This is a genomic window from Gracilimonas sp., assembly GCF_017641085.1.
Taxonomy (GTDB): domain Bacteria; phylum Bacteroidota; class Rhodothermia; order Balneolales; family Balneolaceae; genus Gracilimonas.
Window position 1 is genome coordinate 1,399,001 of record NZ_JAEPPI010000001.1, and the last position, 19,862, is coordinate 1,418,862.

General features: G+C 45.0%; 18 protein-coding genes. 11 read left to right on the forward strand and 7 right to left on the reverse strand.

The features are described 5' to 3' along the window. The first annotated feature begins 5 nt into the window (after positions 1–5). From JJ941_RS06055 to JJ941_RS06075, 5 genes are all read left to right on the forward strand, one after another. The gene (locus JJ941_RS06055) at positions 6–260 is read left to right on the forward strand and encodes a hypothetical protein (protein ID WP_255135860.1); all 255 of its coding nucleotides are present in this window, start codon (positions 6–8) and stop codon (positions 258–260) included. Then, a complete protein-coding gene (locus tag JJ941_RS06060) occupies positions 257–550 on the forward strand; it encodes a cell division protein ZapA (RefSeq protein WP_290962840.1) in 294 nt (97 codons plus the stop codon). The genes JJ941_RS06055 and JJ941_RS06060 overlap by 4 nt, the downstream gene beginning before the upstream one ends. A gap of 28 nt (positions 551–578) precedes the next feature. After that, positions 579–1,394: a TIGR00282 family metallophosphoesterase gene (locus JJ941_RS06065; RefSeq protein ID WP_255135862.1), complete on the forward strand. Its 816-nt coding sequence runs from the start codon at positions 579–581 to the stop codon at positions 1,392–1,394. Then, on the forward strand, positions 1,394–2,086 hold the full coding sequence (locus JJ941_RS06070; protein ID WP_290962843.1) for an ABC transporter ATP-binding protein: 693 nt from the start codon (positions 1,394–1,396) through the stop codon (positions 2,084–2,086). Before JJ941_RS06065 ends, JJ941_RS06070 begins: the two co-directional genes overlap by 1 nt. A 70-nt stretch (positions 2,087–2,156) precedes the next feature. Continuing rightward, on the forward strand, positions 2,157–2,843 hold the full coding sequence (locus JJ941_RS06075) for a tetratricopeptide repeat protein (RefSeq protein WP_290962844.1): 687 nt from the start codon (positions 2,157–2,159) through the stop codon (positions 2,841–2,843). Between the two features lie 71 nt (positions 2,844–2,914). On the opposite strand, the gene JJ941_RS06080 is transcribed toward JJ941_RS06075, so the two are convergent. From JJ941_RS06080 to JJ941_RS06100, 5 genes are all read right to left on the reverse strand, one after another. Beyond that, entirely contained in the window at positions 2,915–4,240 is a 1,326-nt protein-coding gene (locus tag JJ941_RS06080; RefSeq protein WP_290962846.1) for a hypothetical protein, read from the reverse strand. Positions 4,241–4,267: 27 nt separating this feature from the next. Next, the gene (locus JJ941_RS06085; RefSeq protein ID WP_290962848.1) at positions 4,268–5,125 is read right to left on the reverse strand and encodes a hypothetical protein; all 858 of its coding nucleotides are present in this window, start codon (positions 5,123–5,125) and stop codon (positions 4,268–4,270) included. Between the two features lie 356 nt (positions 5,126–5,481). Beyond that, positions 5,482–8,955, reverse strand: a complete 3,474-nt coding sequence (locus tag JJ941_RS06090; RefSeq protein WP_290962850.1) for a methylmalonyl-CoA mutase family protein — start codon at positions 8,953–8,955, stop codon at positions 5,482–5,484. Between the two features lie 89 nt (positions 8,956–9,044). After that, positions 9,045–9,944, reverse strand: a complete 900-nt coding sequence (locus JJ941_RS06095; RefSeq protein WP_290962852.1) for a mechanosensitive ion channel family protein — start codon at positions 9,942–9,944, stop codon at positions 9,045–9,047. Positions 9,945–9,948: 4 nt separating this feature from the next. Continuing rightward, entirely contained in the window at positions 9,949–11,571 is a 1,623-nt protein-coding gene (locus JJ941_RS06100) for an Ig-like domain-containing protein (protein WP_290962854.1), read from the reverse strand. 246 nt (positions 11,572–11,817) lie between these two features. On the opposite strand from JJ941_RS06100, the gene JJ941_RS06105 reads away from it, so the two are divergent. The 6 genes from JJ941_RS06105 (at position 11,818) to JJ941_RS06130 (ending at position 17,972) form a co-directional block, all read left to right on the forward strand. Continuing rightward, entirely contained in the window at positions 11,818–13,122 is a 1,305-nt protein-coding gene (locus tag JJ941_RS06105) for a hypothetical protein (protein WP_290962856.1), read from the forward strand. Between the two features lie 23 nt (positions 13,123–13,145). Beyond that, a complete protein-coding gene (locus tag JJ941_RS06110; RefSeq protein ID WP_290962858.1) occupies positions 13,146–14,186 on the forward strand; it encodes an LPP20 family lipoprotein in 1,041 nt (346 codons plus the stop codon). 11 nt (positions 14,187–14,197) lie between these two features. Next, a complete protein-coding gene (gene lpoB / locus JJ941_RS06115) occupies positions 14,198–14,803 on the forward strand; it encodes a penicillin-binding protein activator LpoB (protein WP_290962860.1) in 606 nt (201 codons plus the stop codon). A 65-nt stretch (positions 14,804–14,868) separates the two neighbouring features. After that, entirely contained in the window at positions 14,869–16,266 is a 1,398-nt protein-coding gene (locus JJ941_RS06120) for a nicotinate phosphoribosyltransferase (protein ID WP_290962862.1), read from the forward strand. Between the two features lie 4 nt (positions 16,267–16,270). Further along, a complete protein-coding gene (gene pncA / locus JJ941_RS06125; RefSeq protein ID WP_290962864.1) occupies positions 16,271–16,879 on the forward strand; it encodes a bifunctional nicotinamidase/pyrazinamidase in 609 nt (202 codons plus the stop codon). Between the two features lie 7 nt (positions 16,880–16,886). Then, the gene (locus JJ941_RS06130) at positions 16,887–17,972 is read left to right on the forward strand and encodes an FAD-dependent oxidoreductase (RefSeq protein ID WP_290962866.1); all 1,086 of its coding nucleotides are present in this window, start codon (positions 16,887–16,889) and stop codon (positions 17,970–17,972) included. On the opposite strand, the gene JJ941_RS06135 is transcribed toward JJ941_RS06130, so the two are convergent. Next, positions 17,934–18,287, reverse strand: coding sequence for a hypothetical protein (locus JJ941_RS06135; protein WP_290962868.1), 354 nt, complete (start codon positions 18,285–18,287; stop codon positions 17,934–17,936). The two genes, JJ941_RS06130 and JJ941_RS06135, sit on opposite strands and share 39 nt — an antisense overlap. 62 nt (positions 18,288–18,349) lie before the next feature. Continuing rightward, positions 18,350–19,855, reverse strand: coding sequence for a DUF5723 family protein (locus tag JJ941_RS06140; RefSeq protein WP_290962870.1), 1,506 nt, complete (start codon positions 19,853–19,855; stop codon positions 18,350–18,352). Between the last annotated feature and the right edge of the window lie 7 nt (positions 19,856–19,862).

The window sequence follows — 19,862 nt, forward strand, 5'->3', positions numbered from 1 at the left end:
TGCATATGAATAAACTTTCACAACAAAGCGATAAATTCAGACAGCTGCTGGATGAAGTGGGTTCCGAGGTGGAAGGCCTGAAACAGGAAATACGTGAGCTCAAAAAAGATAACGCAAAGCTAAAAGCCAAGCTCGAGGAAGAGCACGAGAAACAAACCGATATCTTTTCTGCCATTACTGAATCAGAGCGGCTGGCGCTAAGGCAACATGTGCAGGGACTTATCTCAAAAATTGACCATCACCTTGGAGTTGATTCATGAAATCGATAAAAGTTACCATCCTCGGCAAGCAGTACCCTCTTAAAGTTGAGGATCATGAAGAAGAATCCATGATCCGGATTTGCAAATTCGTGGATGAACGTTTCAAAACCTATCGGCAGCAACTGGTAAAACAGCCGGAATCTACCGTTATGGTTCTGGCTGCCCTCAGCATAGCCGAAGAGCTTTTTGAGGCCCGTAATGCCAATACGGAATTAGAGAATAACGAAGAAGTTCTGATGGAACGTGTGAATCACAGCCTTGAGCGTTTACTTACCGAAATCAGAGAATAATAATCCCCATAAATAGCAGGAGTTCATTTTGGCTGATACAATCAGCATTTTTTTTGTTGGCGATATTGTTGGAGACCCCGGCATTGAAATGACCAACACCTTCCTCCCCAGTCTCATTAAAAAGTACGACGCCGATTTTGTGATTGCCAATGCCGAAAATTCGCATGAAGGATTCGGCACAAATCGAAAAATCATCAAAAACCTGCTGAACCTTGGGGTGAATGTGGTTACCGGCGGAGATCATTCCTTCGACAAGTGGAAAGTGTTTGATTACATGCGCGAACATGATCATATCCTCCGCCCTCTTAACTACCCTAAGGGTAATGCAGGGCTTGGTTTCAGTATTCACGAAGTGCCTAAAAAGAATGTTAAAGTAGGTGTACTGAATTTGCAGGGTCGTACTTTTATGAAAGCCATTGACGATCCTTTTTCCACAGCCGAATGGGCTCTGGAGAAAATGCGGGAAGAAACCCATATCATTTTTGTGGATTTCCACGCCGAAGCCACCGCCGAAAAAATATCCATGGGATGGCATCTTGATGGGAAAGCCTCGGTGATGGTAGGCACCCATACTCATGTTCAAACCAATGATGCCCGAATTTACCCGCAGGGACTTGGTTACCTGACCGATGCCGGCATGACCGGATCCACCAATGGAGTAATTGGTATGGATAAGAAAGTAGCTATCAAGCGATTTATGACGGGTGTCCATCAAAAATATCAGCCCGCATCAGGCGATAATCAGCTTTGCGGGGCTTTTGCAAAAGTAGATATCGAAACCGGAAAATGTGTACACATCGAACCCGTTACCTATCCTGGACTTAACAACTCAGCTACTGATTGATGGATACAAAGAAAACCGTGCTTGAGGCACAAAACCTGTATAAAAGTTTTCCGGGCGGACCTGATAAAGGCGAGCTTAAAGTGTTACAGGGAATGAACCTGAAGATTGAAGAAGCCAGCATCACCTCCATCGTGGGCTCCAGCGGAAGTGGTAAAAGTACGCTCCTGCATATACTTGGTGGTTTAGACCGTGCCGACTCCGGCGATGTTTACTGGAATGGGAAAAACATATCCACCTACAAAGCGGATGACCTGGCTGATTTCCGGAATAAGTATATAGGGTTTGTGTTTCAGTTCCATCACTTGCTCCCTGAATTTACAGCACTTGAGAATGTAGCTATGCCCGCGCTTATTGCCGGCACACAATCCGGAGAAGCTAATGAACGCGCACATGAACTGCTCGGGTTATTTGGTATTGATGAACGATCGGAGCACCGTCCTACCCAACTTTCGGGTGGTGAGCAGCAACGTGTTTCTATGGCTCGGGCGCTCATGAATAACCCTCGTGTTGTGCTTGCGGACGAGCCCACGGGAAATCTCGACCAGGAGAATACAGACATCATACTGGACCTGCTTTTCGAACTCCGGGAAGCCATGGGAGTATCTGTATTATTGATTACCCACGAAAAAGAAATTGCCAGCCGATCTGATACCATCCTTGAATTAAAAAATGGTGTTTTAGAATCACTTTAGGGTTTTGGGAAGTCCAAAAACAGTCCTATTTTTACATCCTTCAAATCACAGCTATTTTAAATAAATAAACATGTCGAAAAGACTTTCAAAAGAAGAATTAGAATCCGATCCGCTGATTGAGAATTATAATCGTGCGGCGGCTTATGTAACGGAAAACAAAAGCTTTATCACCACTGTGGCCATTGCAGTAGTGCTGGTTGTAGGCGGTATTATAGGATATAATTACTATTCCTCAGCGCAGGAACAGGAAGCGCAGCAATTGCTTTCAGTAGCCGAGAACTATTACAACCGGGCTGAATATGAGAATGCTCTCTATGGAGATGAATTCGAGCTGACCTATGGATTCGATCAAATTGCTGAGGAATTCCCGCGAACCAACGCCGGCAACATTGCCAATTTCTATGCCGCTGTTTCCAGTTACGAACTCGGTGATATTGAAAATGCCCTGATGTTCATGGAAGAGTTTGATGTGCCCAAAGGCATTCTTGGTGTAGGCCCGCTTAGTTTCCACGGCAAACTGCTGATGGCTAACGAAAGCTTTGATGCAGCAGCCGAGAAATTCGTTCAGGCCGCCAACTGGAACGAGAACAGTGTCACCACTCCCTCCAACCTTCTTGAAGCCGCACAAGCCTATTATCAGGCCGGTAACTACGACAAAGCGGATGAAGTAGCTACCCAGATTATTGAAGAGTATCCACAAAGCGGTCAAATTGCAGAATCAGAAAGACTGAAAGGAATGATCGCTGCAACCAGCTAATCTTTCTTTTCTTTAGATAGAGATTTTAAAAAGGCTGCCTTCAGGGTGGCCTTTTTTTATGCGCTGTACTTTTATATGGAATTCAGATAACTGTGCAGATCTTCATCCGTGTCAATGTTCAGCTTCTTCCGCAGCCTCGACCTGCTTATATAAACACTGGAGGGTTTGATGTTCAGCATATTAGAAATTTCCTTGGAGTTAAATCCAATCTTGATGTAGGCGCAAAGTCGAAGATCGTAGCGGGTAAGGTCGGGGAATTCATCCCTCAGGGTATCAAAAAATTCCTGGTGAAGCTCATCAATCTGTATTTCAAAGGTATTGTCTTCCGGCTCAATGTGAGAGTCAATAATCTGAAGGATCTCTGCACTTCTTACTTTTATGGATTCCGGATGTTCTCCGATCTGTTCTAATTTATTTTTCAGCTTTTGAAGAATCCTGTTCTTCTCATCGTTCTCTTTAGATTTGGTCGCAAGCTCAATGGTTTTGGTTTTCAGTTGAGCCTTCAGCTGTTCAAACTCAGCCTGAGACTTTTGCCGTTCGGCAATTTTCAGCGTCTTTTTATGCTTCTCCTGCTGTTGCTGTAACGATTTACGCTGATTAATAAGCAGGTCTTTTTTCTGCTTACCGAGCGATGCTTCCTTAATGAAATCGGCTTGTTCATTGGCCGACATATACATGCTGGGGTTATTTCCATCATGAAGAGGCTCATTCTGAACGGTTATAGCATCGATGGTAATCCCCTCCTCTGCCATTCCCTGTATATATTTCACAAAATAGAGTGCGTAAGCATCATAATAGCGGGGTAGTAATCTTCCTCCCACGGTGTTGTTGTTTGATTTCATCCAAATGGGAGCTGACCAGGGTGAGCCCATAATTTTGAGTTCGGAATTAATAGCCAGAATCTCTTTCAACACCGGAATTAAATGCTCACGATCTGGGTCAAGACTGAATTCCGACATATCCTCGTCTGTCTCTCCGGCCTGTAAATCATTATAAGAGAATGTATGAGGGTCTAAATCCGAGGAACCAATACTCACACGCAGGTAGCTTACTCCAATATCCCCTTCACCACGTCCGAAAAGCTCTTGCAGCAATTCCTGACGAGCTGAAGCACTCATGTTACTAATATGAAGGGCACTCCCACCGGTAAGCGAATACCCAAAGCCGTCAATAGTTTGATAAGTTTTGTTTGAAGTAACTTCTATTGTTGGCAGTTCTGAATCAGCTTTGGCTTGTGTTACCCTGCCATCAATCTCCTCAAAGAGTGCAATTTGATCAGCGGTTGTAAGCCATAAATCTGAACCTTTATTACCATTGTCGCCCGCAGTTTTACATGATTGGTTAAACAGGAAAATTGAAATGACAAGACAAACAAAGCAAAGAATTCTGGTATTCATATGATCCTATTAATCAATAACTATCCATCAATTGTTTTGAAACAGGGCTACAACTTCCGAGGGACTCATGTTTTCGATCATATCCCTGCGGCCAAGTTCGCGGATGAAATCTTCAGTAACTCCGTTTGCGTGAAGGGCTATAATCCCTGAATAATCTAATTCTTCCAGGTAATCATATCTGTTCAGCGTTTGCATATAATCCAGTGGAACCCCATTGGCATATAGCCCAACAATACCAGGATAGTTCAAATCCTCCAGCAAGTCCAACCGATTCAGCCCGCGGAGATACTCTTCTGAAACACCGTTTGAATGCAACCCGATTACACCTGTGTAATCCAGCTCATCCAGGTAATCAATTCGTTCTAAATTTCGGATATAATCGGCCGGTACTCCGTTGGCATGTAAACCAATCAAAGCGGTATAGTCTAATTCCTCCAGAAAATCGGCACGTTCCAGCTCGCGCATGTAATCCAGTGGCACCTCGTTTTGATACAACGCCATGATCTGATTACGGTCTGGCGTTTCACCGAAATCAAGCTTTTTAACGTCATCGATATACTCCAGTATTCCACCCGAAAGACCTGCCGGATTCTGAACCACTTCCGTCACCTGTCCGCTGTTTCCTCCGATTCCCAATGCATCAAGTGGTCGCCAGTCATTAAACCAGATAAAGAAAATTACCAGAAATACCCCTAAAACAATGGCATCCCGTTTCAGAGTCCCCTTCTTTTCCTCGTTGAATTCCGGGCGGACGTAATCCAGAAAACCCTCATCCTCCTTAGGGTCTTCTCCGCCGTCAAAATCTATTTCCGGCTCCTGTTCTGCATCATTGTTATGCAGATGATTCTTGATACGATTGCTATGTTTGTCTTTTTGGCCAGCCATATCCCGAATGTATGAATTGCGGAGCTAAGATTGTACAGGGAAGACCTATTTCTTTATGAAGCCCTGAAGGACTTCGCTTGTTTACCGGAATAGATGAGTGGCAATAGATAGAATGCTGACTGAGTTTGACATTTTGGGTAACCCGATCGTCCATCGCAAATCGCGAACCGATCTCTCGCAAATCAAACAGCGCAGTGATGAACCAAATTCCGAATATCTATTAACGAATTTCCACTTCCGGTAACCCAAATGGTAAAGGAGATCCCGGATCAGATCCGGGATGACGACTTTGCTTTACCGGTAAAGATTAACGAAAATACTAATCTGCGAAATCCAACAAACCCACAAATCTGCGATCACATGTTTCGCCGATACTGCCCACCTACTTCATATAAAGCATGTGAAATCTGTCCCAGCGAAGCTACTTTAACCGTTTCCATGAGTTCTTCGAAGAGGTTGCCGTTGTTTCGGGCTACTTCTTTGAGTCGTTCGATAGCTATATCAGCGTCTTTTTCGTTTCGTTTCCAGAACTGCTCCAGGTTTTCAATCTGCTGGCGTTTTTCTTCTTCAGTTGAACGGATGAGGTCGATTTCTTTATCGCCTTCTTCTCCTTCGCCTTCCTTCTGAAAGGTATTCACACCAATAATCGGAAGCTCTCCGGAGTGTTTTTTGGATTCGTAATAAAGCGATTCATCCTGAATCTTGCCCCGCTGATACATATTCTCCATAGCGCCGAGTACGCCACCACGTTCAGTGATGCGATCAAACTCGGTAAGAATGGCTTCTTCCACCAGATCGGTCAGTTCATCAATAAAATACGATCCCTGGTTAATGTTCTCATTCTTAGCCGTTCCCAGTTCTTTATTAATGATCATTTGGATAGCCAGAGCACGACGAACAGACTCCTCGGTCGGAGTGGTAATTGCCTCGTCATAAGCATTGGTGTGCAAAGAGTTACAATTATCGTATATCGCTAATAATGCCTGAAGTGTGGTTCGGATATCATTAAACTGAATCTCCTGAGCGTGCAGAGAGCGACCACTGGTTTGAATGTGATATTTCAGCTTCTGTGAACGGTCGTTGGCTTCGTATTTATTCTTCATGGCTACGGCCCATATACGTCGCGCCACGCGACCGATAACCGCGTATTCAGGGTCAAGTCCGTTACTGAAAAAGAACGACAGGTTATGGGCAAAATCATCCACATCCAATCCGCGTGCCAGGTAATATTCCACAAAGGTAAACCCATTGGCCAGCGTAAAGGCTGCCTGTGTAATTGGATTCGCCCCCGCCTCTGCAATGTGATAACCGGAGATTGAAACCGAGTAGTAATTACGGACATTATGTTCGGTGAAATAGGTTTGAATGTCCCCCATCATCTTCAGGGCGAATTCAGTGGAAAAGATACAGGTATTTTGTGCCTGGTCTTCCTTCAGTATGTCAGCCTGAACCGTTCCGCGAACCACGCTCAGGGTGTTTTCCTTAATCTCGTTATAAGTGCTTTCCGGCAATAAATGATCTCCTGAAATACCAAGGGTAGCCAGGCCAAATTCATCATTGCCTTCCGGAATTTCATTGCTGTACTGCGGTTGTTCCACTCCCCGTTCTTTGAAGTAAGATTTAATTTTCTTCTTCGCTTCTTCCCACTTGCCGTTTTCTTTCAGATACCGTTCTACTTCCTGGTCAATAGCGGTATTCATAAACATCGCCAGAATCATAGGGGCCGGGCCGTTTATGGTCATCGATACCGATGTTTTTGGGGAAGTCAGTTCAAAGCCGGAATACAGCTTCTTCATGTCATCCACGGTACAAATACTGACACCGGAGTTACCGATTTTACCGTAAATATCCGGTCGATATCCTGGGTCTTCACCATACAGTGTTACCGAATCAAAAGCCGTGGAAAGTCGTGCAGCCGGCATGCCTTCACTCACGTAGTGAAAACGTTTGTTGGTTCGCTCCGGGGTTCCTTCGCCTGCAAACATGCGGGTGGGGTCTTCACCCTCCCTCTTGAACGGGAATACACCTGCGGTGTATGGGAAATATCCCGGCAGATTTTCTTTCAGGGCAAATTTCAGCTGCTCCCCTTTGTTCTTTGTTTTGGGAAGAGCCACACGTGGAATCTGTAATCCACTCAGCGATTCACGATATAATTCATTCTTGAAGGTCTTGTCGCGGATTTGAACCTCAAAATGTTCTTGCTGGTATTGCTCAAATAATTCATTCCAGCCATCCAGGATTTTCTTAGGCAGCACGTCCAGCTTAGTAAGCCAGTGCTCTCGCATTTTATCCAGGTTATCCTGCATCACCTGCTTTTCATCCGGATTCCAGCTTTCCAGCTGATCCATGGTTCCTGAAACCTGATCCAGTTTGGAAGCGGCATCCACCTGCTCTTCCACCCACTCGTGGTAATCACGAACTGTTTCTGAAATTTCGGATAAATACCGAACCCGTTTTCCGGGAATAATGGCCTGCGCCTGAATATCCTCAGCCGGCTTGGGATTCGTATAAATTTTGGTTTCCCAGCCAATTTCATAATGGCCGTTGATCTTATCCACCAGGGCCTTGAACAAACGGTTCACGCCTTCATCATTAAACTGTGCGGCTATAGTTGGGTACACCGGCATATCTTCCTGCTTGGCATGCCATGAGCCCGTGTTTCGAATCATTTGCTTGCGTACATCCCGCAGAGCATCCAATGACCCTTTCTTCTCAAACTTATTAAGCACCACCAAATCAGCGAGATCAAGCATGTTAATCTTCTCAAGCTGTGTGGCTGCCCCGTATTCACTCGTCATTACATACATCGGGATATCGGTGATATCCACAATCTCAGTGCCGCTCTGCCCGATTCCGGAGGTTTCCACTATAATGAGGTCAAATCCGGCTGCTTTGTACAATTCAATGGCACCGAGCAGTCCTTTACTGGTAGATCGATTGGATGCCCGGGTAGCCATACTGCGCATAAATACCCGGTCGGTGTCGATGCTGTTCATGCGGATGCGGTCGCCCAACAAGGCTCCGCCTGTTTTCACTTTGGACGGATCTACGGAAATGATCCCGATGGTCAGGTCTTCAAACTCAGTTAAAAATCGCCGAACCAGTTCATCGGTCAGAGAACTTTTACCGGCTCCACCGGTTCCTGTAATCCCGACCAGGGGTATGGTTTTATCGGATAATTCAATCTCCTTGCCTTTCCCATTAAGGATCTTACCATCTTTCAGCGCTAAAATGTCTTCATGTTCATTCTCAATAGCCGTTAGCGAACGGGAAAGGGCAATCGTATCATGTTTTTTGAGTTTCTTGAAGTCGGGCTTGGCAACAGAAATGGGATCGAAATCACATTCCTCCAGCATGAAGTTGATCATACCCTGCAGACCCATTTTACTGCCATCTTCAACAGAAAAAATGCGGGTTACGCCGGCTTCATGAAGTTCTTCGATTTCATCCCCAACAATAACTCCGCCGCCACCGCCAAATACTTTGATGTGTCCGGCTCCGTGCTCTTCAAGCAGTTCAATCATATACTTGAAGTACTCTACGTGTCCGCCCTGGTACGAGCTGATTGCAATACCCTGAGCATCTTCCTGAATAGCACAATTCACGATTTCATGCACCGAGCGATTGTGCCCGAGATGAATAACTTCGGCCCCGCTGCTTTGCAAAATTCTGCGCATGATATTGATACTGGCATCATGACCGTCAAACAAACTGGCAGCCGTTACAAAACGTATTTTATGCTCAGCCTGGTACGGCTCTTGCACGTGGTTATTCTTATCTGATTTTGCTGCAGCTTTCTTAGCTGGTGATGTTTTCGTTTTTACCGACATAATCTTTTTTCTTGATAGTGGAAGCGGTTCCATAAGATATGGATTTGAACAAGAAGTATTAAATACCTTAATGGAATATTATATCTTGCTCAGGATCTGGCGTTTTCGCCACTTTCAATGCTTTTTGGAGGATCGTTTTTATAAACCAACGTTCGATAAGGGAATGGTATTTCAATTCCTTCGGCGTCAAATCTTTTTTTGATGCTTTCCAGCAGGTCACACCCCATTACAAATGCATCCTGTGGGTTACTTGCCCAGCTCCAGGCTCTTAAGTTCACCGACGATTCTCCCATCATCACAACCCTAACCGGTACGATATCATCACCGGCCTCAATTTGCTCTTCCGTCCGCACATCCACAAAATGTGGATGTTTGAGTACCTCTTCTTTCATGATTTTTTTAGCAAGATCGATGTCAGAATCATAACTGATGCCCATATCAATCCACTTACAGATTTTATTATCCTCGTAGTTTGAATTTATGACCACCTCATTGCTGATCACGGAATTGGGAATAATAATGCGTTTGTTTTCAAAATTACGGATTACGGTGTGGCGGAGATTTATGTCTTCAACAACACCGGTCAAGTCAGTTCTTACCTGAATTCGGTCTGAAATCTTGTAAGGTTTAAACAGAACGATGAACAAACCACTGATCACATTGGAAAGAGCAGCCTGTGATGCAAAACCAACCGCTACGGCTAATAAACCTGCACCGGCCAGCAGGGAAGCTGCAATAACCCGAAGCTGTGGAATCATGTAAATAGCAAAGCTGATACCGGCCAGGTAAATCAACACGATGATTGAGCGCTTGAAAAACACCAGGCTGGTGACATCATCATTGTCTTCCGCCTCACGATTTCGTTTGATAATGGCGTTCAAAATCCTCGACGTGACCCCTGCAATCACAATGGTGATGAGAATAATCACACCAATTAGGATGGGCAGGTGCCAGATTTCATCAATGTAAGTCGAAAGCAGTTCTTTCATGGTTTTAGTCGAATGTGATATTTACTTCGGAAGTAAATCCTTCCTGAACTTTTAAATTACGTTGTACATAATAGTGCTCGGGGGCGTTAAAGGGAATTGCCGTGCCGCGATCCCATTTTTCATTGCCATTCTCGTCTCTGAACAGGATAAGGGTATAAGAAAGCGGGGGCAAACCCGTAAGTACGGTTGACTGACGAAATGAGGTAAATACCCATTCCTCTCCTCCCGGCGATAGCAGTTGTACAAAATGAATATCGGTTGAATCTACATTTTGGAGGTTGATTTCAATATCCCCGTATTCGGTAGAGTCCCATACTTCCGGTTCAAATAGCTTTCTTCTGAGCGTTTTAGGATTCCAAACCAGGAATTGGTAATCGACTCCTTCAATCCACTCCCCCTGCGGTGCCACCCATAATTCGTTTCGGTTTGTTTGAACCTCGGGCCAGTCCTCAAAATCCACCTGTCCCTCTATAACCACCAGTGAGTCTGTTATCTCCGGCTCCGATATCGGGGCGGCGTAAGTCACTTTAAAGACTTCATCCTGAAGTAATCCATTGGTTCCGTTAGCAGAAATGATACGCTGACTCGTAGTGTCTTCCTGGGCGGTTCCCGTAAACGGCATCTCTTCCGTTTCAAGTGGATTACCCGCACCATCTGTAAAACCGGATAACCGAAGCGTGTATTCTGTATTTTCCAGTAAAGGCTGTTCGCTTTGGGCAAAAACCACAAAAAGCTCTTTTTCAGGAATATACAGTGGGTAAGCCGATGTATAGTTTTCGCCTGCTGAATCCTGAACCACTAACTCCGCATCTTCTTCTATATTGATATTTTCACTAAAGCGTAAGCGCAAACGGTTAGTCGAGAATAATCCCACTCCTTGCAGTGAGGGTGCAACGGAGTCCACCTGGGTTACATAAATTACATCCAGGGTATCGCTGCCTTCCTTTTCCAGGGTTATGAATTCATCAAAGAACGGATAGGCTGACTCACTGCCTCTATCCCATGTTTTATTGCGGTTGCGGTCATCCACAAGCAAAGCTTTATACCGTCCGTCGGCGAGGTAGGAGAACCGGAATACTCCGCCAGTATCGGTCTGGGCTTCATAACTCGCTTTACTGCTTAAATCGAAAGGCTGCCTGTATAACAACACTCTTCGGTCTCCCGCCCCTGTTCCATCGTCAGCAATCCGGATTCTGCCCATGATTTTCCCCTCATCAATTTCATTTCCGGTTGAAATGGCAAGGGTAACCGGGCGCTCCATTTTATTTCCACGGGTATCGGCAAGGTCGGTGCCGAGTTTTATAATGACCGTGGTGGAATCCGGAAAGCGTTTATCAAACTCTATGGTCATCGTTTTTCTTCGCCATGAAACGTCATACTCGATACCAAGATCCGGCTCCACGGTGATGGCTCCTTGCACCGAAGAACGGCCGATAAACTCATCAAACTGAAATACAAACGTCCTGCCTGTAAAATTGGTAGTTCCTGTTTCAGGGGAAGTATATTCGACTTTGGGGCCATCTTTGTCTGCCGGTCCGCCGGTTGGGGCTATAGGAGTGGCACAGGCTGCTATGCCGGCAATGATCAATGCAAATAAGAAAAAAAGAAGCTTTTGTCGGGTCTTCAACAGGAGGTATATCTATTTGTTAAAACCCAAATATAGGCATTTTGCGCTCTCTGTCGAATGAGAACTTTAATGAATTCAAGGGAAACCGATCAACTCTTGCCCCGCAGCCTTGCTGAAAAACATTGTAGTAAGGCTCCGTCTCAGAATTGATTGGGAAAGAGCTTAAAAATTCCATATCTATTCTTTATTATATGTAGGTAAATCTATTGGTTGACAAGCAAAGCAAATAGTATAAGTTTTTAGCTTATGAAACGGTTAACGGGGTTCATTGCTTTAATTTTTTTAATGGGTGGCTGTGCTGCCTACAAGCTGGATACAGCTCAGAATGAGTTGCGTACTTCATTCGCTTCCGGAGACTACGCTACCACTGTTCAGCTTATAGAAAAGCTCGAGAAAAACGAAGTTTATCAAAATAAAGAAAAGGTACTTCTTCACCTCGAACACGGATTGGTAAACCATTTTGCCAGCAACTATGAGCAAAGCAGTTACCATTTCACCCAGGCTGAAAACGAAATGGATGTCCTTTTTTCAAAAAGCATGAGCCGGGCGGTAAAATCCTTTGTGGTAAATGATAATACCCTGGCCTATGATGGAGAAGATTATGAGGACATCTACCTTAACATTTTCAAATGCCTCAACTATATTCACCAGGATGAACTGGAAAGTGCCCTGGTTGAAGTCCGCCGTGTGACCTACAAGCTCGAGCGCCTGGATCAAAAGTATAACGGACTGGTGGAGTCGTTATCCAAAGCAGATACCACCAGCACCGATGATGACAAATGGAAAACCGGTGATACAAACATCCAAAACAGTGCCCTGGGGCGCTACCTTTCTACCATTCTGTATGCAAAAACCAATAAGCCGGATGATGCCCGCATCGAGTACGAAAACCTATTGAAGGCTTACAGAGAGCAACCTTCAGTTTATGGTAACAAGCCTGATGAGAGTAAGCTGCGCCAAATCACTGAGCCCGAACGATACAATGTGCTGGTGCAAGCCTTTGCCGGCAGAGCTCCAATCAAAGAACAGAACGACATCCGGCTCTATCTGGACGAATCGGATACTTACCTCAAGTTTTCACTCCCGAGTCTCAAAACATTCAACTCTCAGGTAAGTGCCGTTAAAGTGAATTTTGAAAATGGGAATCCGGTACAGCTCGACTTGATAGAAGAAATGGATCAGGTCGCCAAGGAAGTGTATAAGGTGAAAGAACCCATCATTTATGCCCGAACCTTTGTGCGAACCTTCCTGAAAGCCGCCGCGGCGGCCAAAATGAAAAAGGAGGCCAAGAAAGAAGACGAAACGCTCGGTAGTATTGTGAATATTTTGGGTAAAATTGCTCAGGAAACGACTGAAAAAGCTGATTTAAGAAGCTGGCAGACCATGCCCGGTAAAGCCTACGCCACCGTTTTGAATCTTCCGCCTGGTGACCATAACGTTGAAGTGCAATATTACGGACATACAGGGCAACTAATTCACGCTCAGCCCCGAATCATTACCGTACGGGAAAACGAAACTTTGAAACTGGTTGAATCCATTTACTGGAATTAATACCGAATCTATAACTGATTATCATGAACAAGACCTTAATCCTGCTTTCAGTCCTGTCTCCTCTTCTTTTATGGGGATGTGGATCAAGTAAAAGTGCTTCTTCGGGAAGCAACGGCATTCCAAACTGGGTGAATAATCCGTCAAGTGAATTTAACGAACAGAAATACCTGATGGCCGTGGGAAGCGGAAGCACGTTAAACGAAGCCCGGGGCGATGCCTTTGCCAGCCTTTCTCAGATTTTTCAGATGGATATTGATGCAACCGAGCAGCTTAACTCTGAGTTTATAGATCGGAACATTAACAATCAGCTTTATTCGGAGAGTACCTCCCAACTCTTGAATAACATCAAAATCGGGACAAACCAGGAATTGATGAACACAACCATCCTGACCTCCGAAGTGGATAAATTCGGCACCTACCACGCCCTGGCCGGCATGGATCGGGCAGAATCATCCCGCATCTACAACCAGGAAATTTCAAACAACCGGATTAAGATAAATGAGCTGGAACAAAATGCGGACAGCGAAAACAACATCCTTCAAAAATTAGTGCTTCTGAAAAAAGCTCAGTCATTGGCAACTGCCAACGAAATCCTAACCCGTCAGCTGAATGTAATCCGGGGCGGAACGGGAACCGGTGGTGAAGCAACGGAAACGCTGGTCAGGCTCCAAGAAAAATTCAGAACGGCTCAACAAAAGGCCATTGTGAAGTTGGCCTCGGGTAATGCCACTTCTACCGTAAAATCAGCGGTAGCCAGCGTACTGCAAAATGCCGGGTTTACTATTGCCGAAAGCACCGATAACGCCATCCTTGCCGTGAATGTAAACTACCTGACCCAGAAAGCCGACTTAAACCGTGATGACGCCGAGTTTGTGAAATGGGAACTCGTAATTGAAGTTAACGATCTTCAGACAAACCGGTCTTTTAAAACCTATATGACCGAAGGCCGCGATGGAGCTCCCTCCTATGCCGATGCCCTCAAACGAGCTGATTTTACTGCGCGTTCAAAAATCGAAAAAGAATTTAATACCTTCCTGAACAATGAACTTTTGCAAATTAACTAACACCGACCATTATGAAATACCTCGCTCTATCCCTTTTTATATGTACACTCATTGTAACCGGATGCGGTCCATCGCAGCAGGTAAGCCGCGTAGCTGCCGATACCCAAACCGACCTCTCCGGACGCTGGAATGATACCGATGCCCGGCTGGTAGCTGAAGAAATGATCAGTGATGCCGTTTCCATGCCCTGGTTGTCTAATTTCAACCAAAATCACAGTGATCCTCCGGTAACCATCGTAGGTAATGTCCGCAACGAAACCATGGAACACATCGACACCGATGTGATAACCAAAGAAATGGAGCGTGCTTTCGTAAACAGCGGCAGAGTGCAAGTGGTAGCCAGCCAGGAAGAGCGCCAACAGATTCGACAAGAGCGACAGGAGCAGCAAAGTTTTGCCTCCTACGAATCTACCAAGGCACTCGCTCAGGAATTAGGTGCTGATTTTATGCTGATTGGTAATATCAGTTCTATTGTAGATGAATCACTGAGCGGTAAAGATGCAGCTATTTTCTATTCTGTTAATCTGGAGCTCATTGATGTAGAAACCAATCGTAAAGTTTGGATTGGCAATAAAAAGATTAAGAAACTCATCGAACGCCGGAAGCTTCGCGGTTAAGATCGAACGTTTTCAATTTTTAAGGCTTTCTGTTGTGCAGAAGGCCTTTTTATTTTCACAAAGACATGCTCTTACAAAAACCAACGCTGTACACCGACTTCTATGAACTCACGATGGCTCAGGGATACTTCCTATCCGGTCGTCATCAGCAACCCGCTAATTTTGATTATTTCTTCCGAAGCCTCCCCTTCAATGGCGGTTATGTGGTTTTTGCCGGACTATCTGACCTTCTGGAAATCATCGAAAATTTCACCTTTCACGAGGATGAATTAGCCTACCTGAAAGAACAGGGTTTTAAGAGTGATTTCCTGAGCTATTTAAAAGATTTTCAGTTTCAGGGTGATTTTTATTCGGTGAAGGAAGGCGAAGTCATTTTTGCCAATGAACCGGTACTTCGTGTTGAGGGAAACATCCTGGAAACGCAGATACTGGAAACCGTGATACTGAACACGCTGAATTTTGAGTCTTTGATTGCCACCAAGGCTTCCCGTATTAAACTGGCAGCCGGTGATAAATCTGTTTTGGATTTTGGGCTGAGAAGATCACAGGGGTTGGGTGGCTTGCAGGCTTCCAAAGCTTCGGTTATTGGTGGCATAGGTGGATCTTCCAATGTATTGTCCGGTAAGATGTATGACATTGACGTGAGCGGAACCATGGCTCACTCCTGGGTGCAATCATTCGGGGATGAACTCACGGCTTTCAGAACCTATGCCCGGCATTATCCTGATGCCTCCATCCTGCTGGTGGATACCTACGACACCCTGAAAAGCGGAGTTCCCAACGCCATTAAAGTTGCCAAAGAACTGGAGGAAAAGGGACATAAACTCATTGCTATTCGACTTGACAGCGGCGACCTGGCTTACCTTGCCCGCCAAAGCCGAAACATGCTGGACAATGCCGGTTTAGACTACGTTCAGATCGCTGCATCTAATCAGCTTGATGAGTATGTAATAAAAAGCCTGCTCGATCAGGATGCCCCAATCGACTTATTTGGAGTGGGCACAAAACTGGTAACCGCTTATGACGATCCCGCCCTGGACGGCGTGTATAAACTGAGCTCCATCAATGGAAACCCAACGTTGAAGATCTCGGAAAACATTGAGAAAATAACCCTTCCTGATACCAAAAAGATTGTGCGATATCTCAATGAAGATGGCAGTTTTTATTGTGATGGGGTTTTACTGGACGATGAAGGTGAACAAGACGTAGTTTATCATCCCCACGTAACTCATAAATCTTCTAAGGTAGCTGAGTTGAAATCAGAAACTTTACTGAGTAAGATCGTGGATCAGGGTCGGGTTACTATCACCCCGCCAAAACCAAAGCAAAGTGCAGCATATGCCCGTGAACGGTTAGCGAAACTAAATCAGGAGCATAAACGCTTTGATAATCCCCATGTGTACAAAGTGGGTGTAAGTAAGAAACTACGAGACTTAAAAGATCAATTAGTCCAAAAAGGTTAGTACAATGAGAGCTTTAGTGATTGTTGATATTCAGAACGACTTTTGTCCGGGCGGAGCACTGGCCGTACCCGGCGGCGATGAAATCATTGAGCCGGTTAACAAACTGACCACCGGATTTGATTGCATCGTTCAAACGCAGGATTGGCATCCTCAGGACCATCTCTCCTTTGCTTCCAATCATGATGGCAAAGAGCCCTATGAAACCATTGAAATGGATTATGGGGAGCAGGTGCTTTGGCCTGATCACTGCGTACAGGGAACCAAAGGGGCTGACTTTCATCCCAATTTAAAAACTGATCCTTCTCAGCTCATCGTCCGAAAAGGATTTCGAAAACACATCGATTCCTACTCTGCTTTTTTTGAAAATGACAATGAAACCGTTACCGGCTTACACGGCTACCTGCAGGAGCGGGGAGTCAGTGAATTGTTTGTAGTTGGGTTAGCCACCGACTTCTGCGTAAAATGGACGGTTCTGGATGGACTGAAACTTGGTTATGATGTACACCTGGTTGAAGATGCCGTTCGAGGTATCGATATTGATGGATCGGTGGATACTGCCATGCGGGAAATGAAAGATGCCGGTGTAGTTCTAACACATTCAAAAAAACTTTGATAGTATTGTGAGTAGTTCATTTGATTTTTGTGTACTCGGAGCCGGGTTAGCCGGTTTGTCCATCTCGAAGCATTTAATAGATAACGGAGCTTCTGTTTGCCTGATCGATACCGGTGAAGTTGCTTCAGGAGCATCAGGAACTCCACTTGGGTTAGTGAATCCCGCTACAGGTCGTTGGGGTACCAAGAGCTGGAGAGCTGAAGATTGCCACCAGGCTGTGTATGATGATTTGAAGGAGATTCAGGAACAAACTCCGGTTCGTCTGTTCGATAAGACAGGCATTTTACGCCCGGCTCAGGACGAAGAAATGGCTGAACGGATGTTTGGTAATTTCGAAAAGAACGACTGGCCGGAAGACTGGTGTCATTGGCTGGATAAGAAAGAAGTAGCATCCATAAACCCCGAATTGAATTGCGTGGAAGGTGGAATGTGGCTTCCGCATGGACTCACTGTAAACGTTCCCACTTATCTCAAATCGAAAGCGGGTTATTTGTCCGACAAAGGGCTGCACATCATTACAAATGCGGATTACAGCCTTGATCAAAGTGGCGACCATTTTGAGCTTTCATTTAATGATGGCAAAATTCTCGAAGCCAATTCGGTGATCTTTACGGCCGGACATCAAACCAAAGAATCCGAATATTGGGATTTTCTCCCCCTCCATGCCATAAAAGGACAGGTAGCTGTATTTGAATCTCCCCAAACCCGAAAATTCGATTATTCAATTTCTGCCCTCGGATATATCGCTTCCATTTCTGATACCCGTTTTGTAGCCGGAAGTACCTACGAACATCACTTTGAAGACGTAGAACCTGATATTGAAGGACTAGACTATCTAACCGAAAGACTTGGAGGCGTTTATCCTTCCCTGTTCAAAGAAGCCAAACTGGTCGATCAGTGGGCTGGTGTCAGAGCATCCACACCGAATAAAAAGCCCATTGTTGGTGCCCACCCGGATATTGAGAATATGTTCGTTTTTGCCGGACTTGGATCAAAGGGGCTGTTGTATAGCGTCTATTTTGGTAAAGCTCTTTCTGAATATATACTGCAAGGATCAGCTATCCCCAAAGAGGTTTCGGTGAACAGGGTCTGAATCTTTTTGTTTCCTGATTCGGCCTTTTTTATCAACCGTAATTGAACCATACATATTATGCTTGTTAAGCTGATCAATTTTCTTACGGATATACTTCATTTTCTTTGGTGCATTCTTGTCCATAAAAATTTGCTTTACCTGAAGCCAAGCCGTCAGCTCATCTTCTTCTCTCCCGTTCCACATTGCTGAAAACAACCGTTCCAGTTCGTCTTTATAGGTGTCTTTTGAATATTTTCGGGCAAACCACGCCATCGCATAGCTTAGCGGCAGGGCCAGTATAAAACCAATAATCTCATAAATAGCAAAGCTCGTCATAGTGCTGATTTTATTCAGCGACCAGAACGAGCTTTGAAAGAAATTAATTCAGCAATAAAATATTAGAATCGGAGCAGGAGTCCACTCCAAGCTACACCGGCAGATGAACCTGAGTTCTCAGAGTTTGCCACATTTGATACTCCTACAGTAAATTCAAGGAAGTTGAAATCAAGTCCAATTCCGGCTGAATACGCTGCTGATGAATATCCACCTACACGAGAGCCAACCCGAATCGGAATAAAACCTAATAATCGGTATTGAGCACCCAGACTCAGTGCGCTTCGTTCAGAGTTAAGTCCATTACCGTTAAACCCAACGCCATAATCGAGAGCAAGCATCAGCTTACCCATCTCAAGCGAAGCTCCGAAGTTATACATCGAAGGCAGGTTATAAGTAATACCGGCCGTTTGTTCTGAATTAAACTGCCCGTAAACATCATTTTGCAGACTATCAGACAGGTTATCAAAGAAGTTGGAAAACTCATCGTCATCACCGGCTCCCTGGTAACTGAAGTTACCGTCTGCATATACGCTGGAAGGGTCCTGATCGTACGTTAGTTTTCCCATATCCGTGATGGACATAGATACACGAAGAGTTTTCTTCTTACGGACGAAAAGAGGAATCGGAACAGATGAAATATCCATTTCCACCGTAGCCCCAAGGTCAAGACCAAAGCCGGTTGCCTGGGGTGAGCTCAGGTCATCGGCAACATCTCCAAATTCTACATAGTCATCAAACTTGGCGTTGTTATCCTGGTTGTAAGCTGTTTCATAAGCCTGAAGCTGTCGGGAAAGCTCTCCAATAGTTTGCAAGCTGTAATTGAATTCGTGGTTAATGGTGAAGTTTGAACCATTGGAACCGTCATCAATCTGAAGACTTGAATTGAAATCAAGATCGGCTGTGTAAACACCATACAGGTATTTGGGAGCCGCTCCAACATATAATTTTATATCTTTGGCAAAAAACAGATCCGGGATATTAATGAAGTTCAGCTCCCGGGCATAGCCTACTGAAATCTCAGCGAAGGCTACCGTATTTGAACTAAAATTAACCGGAGTCGGACTAGAAAATTTATCCGAATCCAATCCATAGGTCATCAGCTCGGCCATCCCTTTGTTGATGGCAAAATCTTCCGTGATACGCACTCTAGAAGCCACACTGAATGCCTGATTGGCACCGCGGTAGGAAACCCCCAACGGAGCCATGCTGAAAGTAGCAGAAAGCTCGCGCTCATTGGATGAACTGGAACCAAACCACTCATTGAGCATGTTAGTGCGGGTTTCACCGGCAATTAGCCGTCCTGTAGTAAGGTATTTGTTATAAACAGCCAGGTTGGCAAGGCTTCCACCTGCCTTTACACCGAAATTCATCAACCCAATTTGAGTTTTTGGGCGGTGAATATCCAGCATAAGGTTAGCCGGGTTTATGAAGTTGGCGTGAAAGCCATCCACATAGGCCGTACCTCCACTTCCCATTGCAAGTGACTGAGAGTTATAGTGCCTTGACTGTGCAAACAACGAAGTAGATGCTACCCCGATAATTAGTGCTAAGAATAAACTTTTCTTCATGATGTTC

What these genes read in the sequence shown, in the direction of transcription:
- JJ941_RS06085 (WP_290962848.1), bottom strand. Translation starts at nt 5,125, where the DNA reads ATGGCTGGCCAAAAAGACAAACATAGCAATCGTATCAAGAATCATCTG.
- JJ941_RS06080 (WP_290962846.1), bottom strand. Translation starts at nt 4,240, where the DNA reads ATGAATACCAGAATTCTTTGCTTTGTTTGTCTTGTCATTTCAATTTTC.
- lpoB (WP_290962860.1), top strand. Translation starts at nt 14,198, where the DNA reads ATGAAATACCTCGCTCTATCCCTTTTTATATGTACACTCATTGTAACC.
- JJ941_RS06095 (WP_290962852.1), bottom strand. Translation starts at nt 9,944, where the DNA reads ATGAAAGAACTGCTTTCGACTTACATTGATGAAATCTGGCACCTGCCC.
- pncA (WP_290962864.1), top strand. Translation starts at nt 16,271, where the DNA reads ATGAGAGCTTTAGTGATTGTTGATATTCAGAACGACTTTTGTCCGGGC.
- JJ941_RS06055 (WP_255135860.1), top strand. Translation starts at nt 6, where the DNA reads ATGAATAAACTTTCACAACAAAGCGATAAATTCAGACAGCTGCTGGAT.
- JJ941_RS06090 (WP_290962850.1), bottom strand. Translation starts at nt 8,955, where the DNA reads ATGTCGGTAAAAACGAAAACATCACCAGCTAAGAAAGCTGCAGCAAAA.
- JJ941_RS06140 (WP_290962870.1), bottom strand. Translation starts at nt 19,855, where the DNA reads ATGAAGAAAAGTTTATTCTTAGCACTAATTATCGGGGTAGCATCTACT.
- JJ941_RS06135 (WP_290962868.1), bottom strand. Translation starts at nt 18,287, where the DNA reads ATGACGAGCTTTGCTATTTATGAGATTATTGGTTTTATACTGGCCCTG.
- JJ941_RS06060 (WP_290962840.1), top strand. Translation starts at nt 257, where the DNA reads ATGAAATCGATAAAAGTTACCATCCTCGGCAAGCAGTACCCTCTTAAA.
- JJ941_RS06105 (WP_290962856.1), top strand. Translation starts at nt 11,818, where the DNA reads ATGAAACGGTTAACGGGGTTCATTGCTTTAATTTTTTTAATGGGTGGC.
- JJ941_RS06070 (WP_290962843.1), top strand. Translation starts at nt 1,394, where the DNA reads ATGGATACAAAGAAAACCGTGCTTGAGGCACAAAACCTGTATAAAAGT.
- JJ941_RS06110 (WP_290962858.1), top strand. Translation starts at nt 13,146, where the DNA reads ATGAACAAGACCTTAATCCTGCTTTCAGTCCTGTCTCCTCTTCTTTTA.
- JJ941_RS06075 (WP_290962844.1), top strand. Translation starts at nt 2,157, where the DNA reads ATGTCGAAAAGACTTTCAAAAGAAGAATTAGAATCCGATCCGCTGATT.
- JJ941_RS06120 (WP_290962862.1), top strand. Translation starts at nt 14,869, where the DNA reads ATGCTCTTACAAAAACCAACGCTGTACACCGACTTCTATGAACTCACG.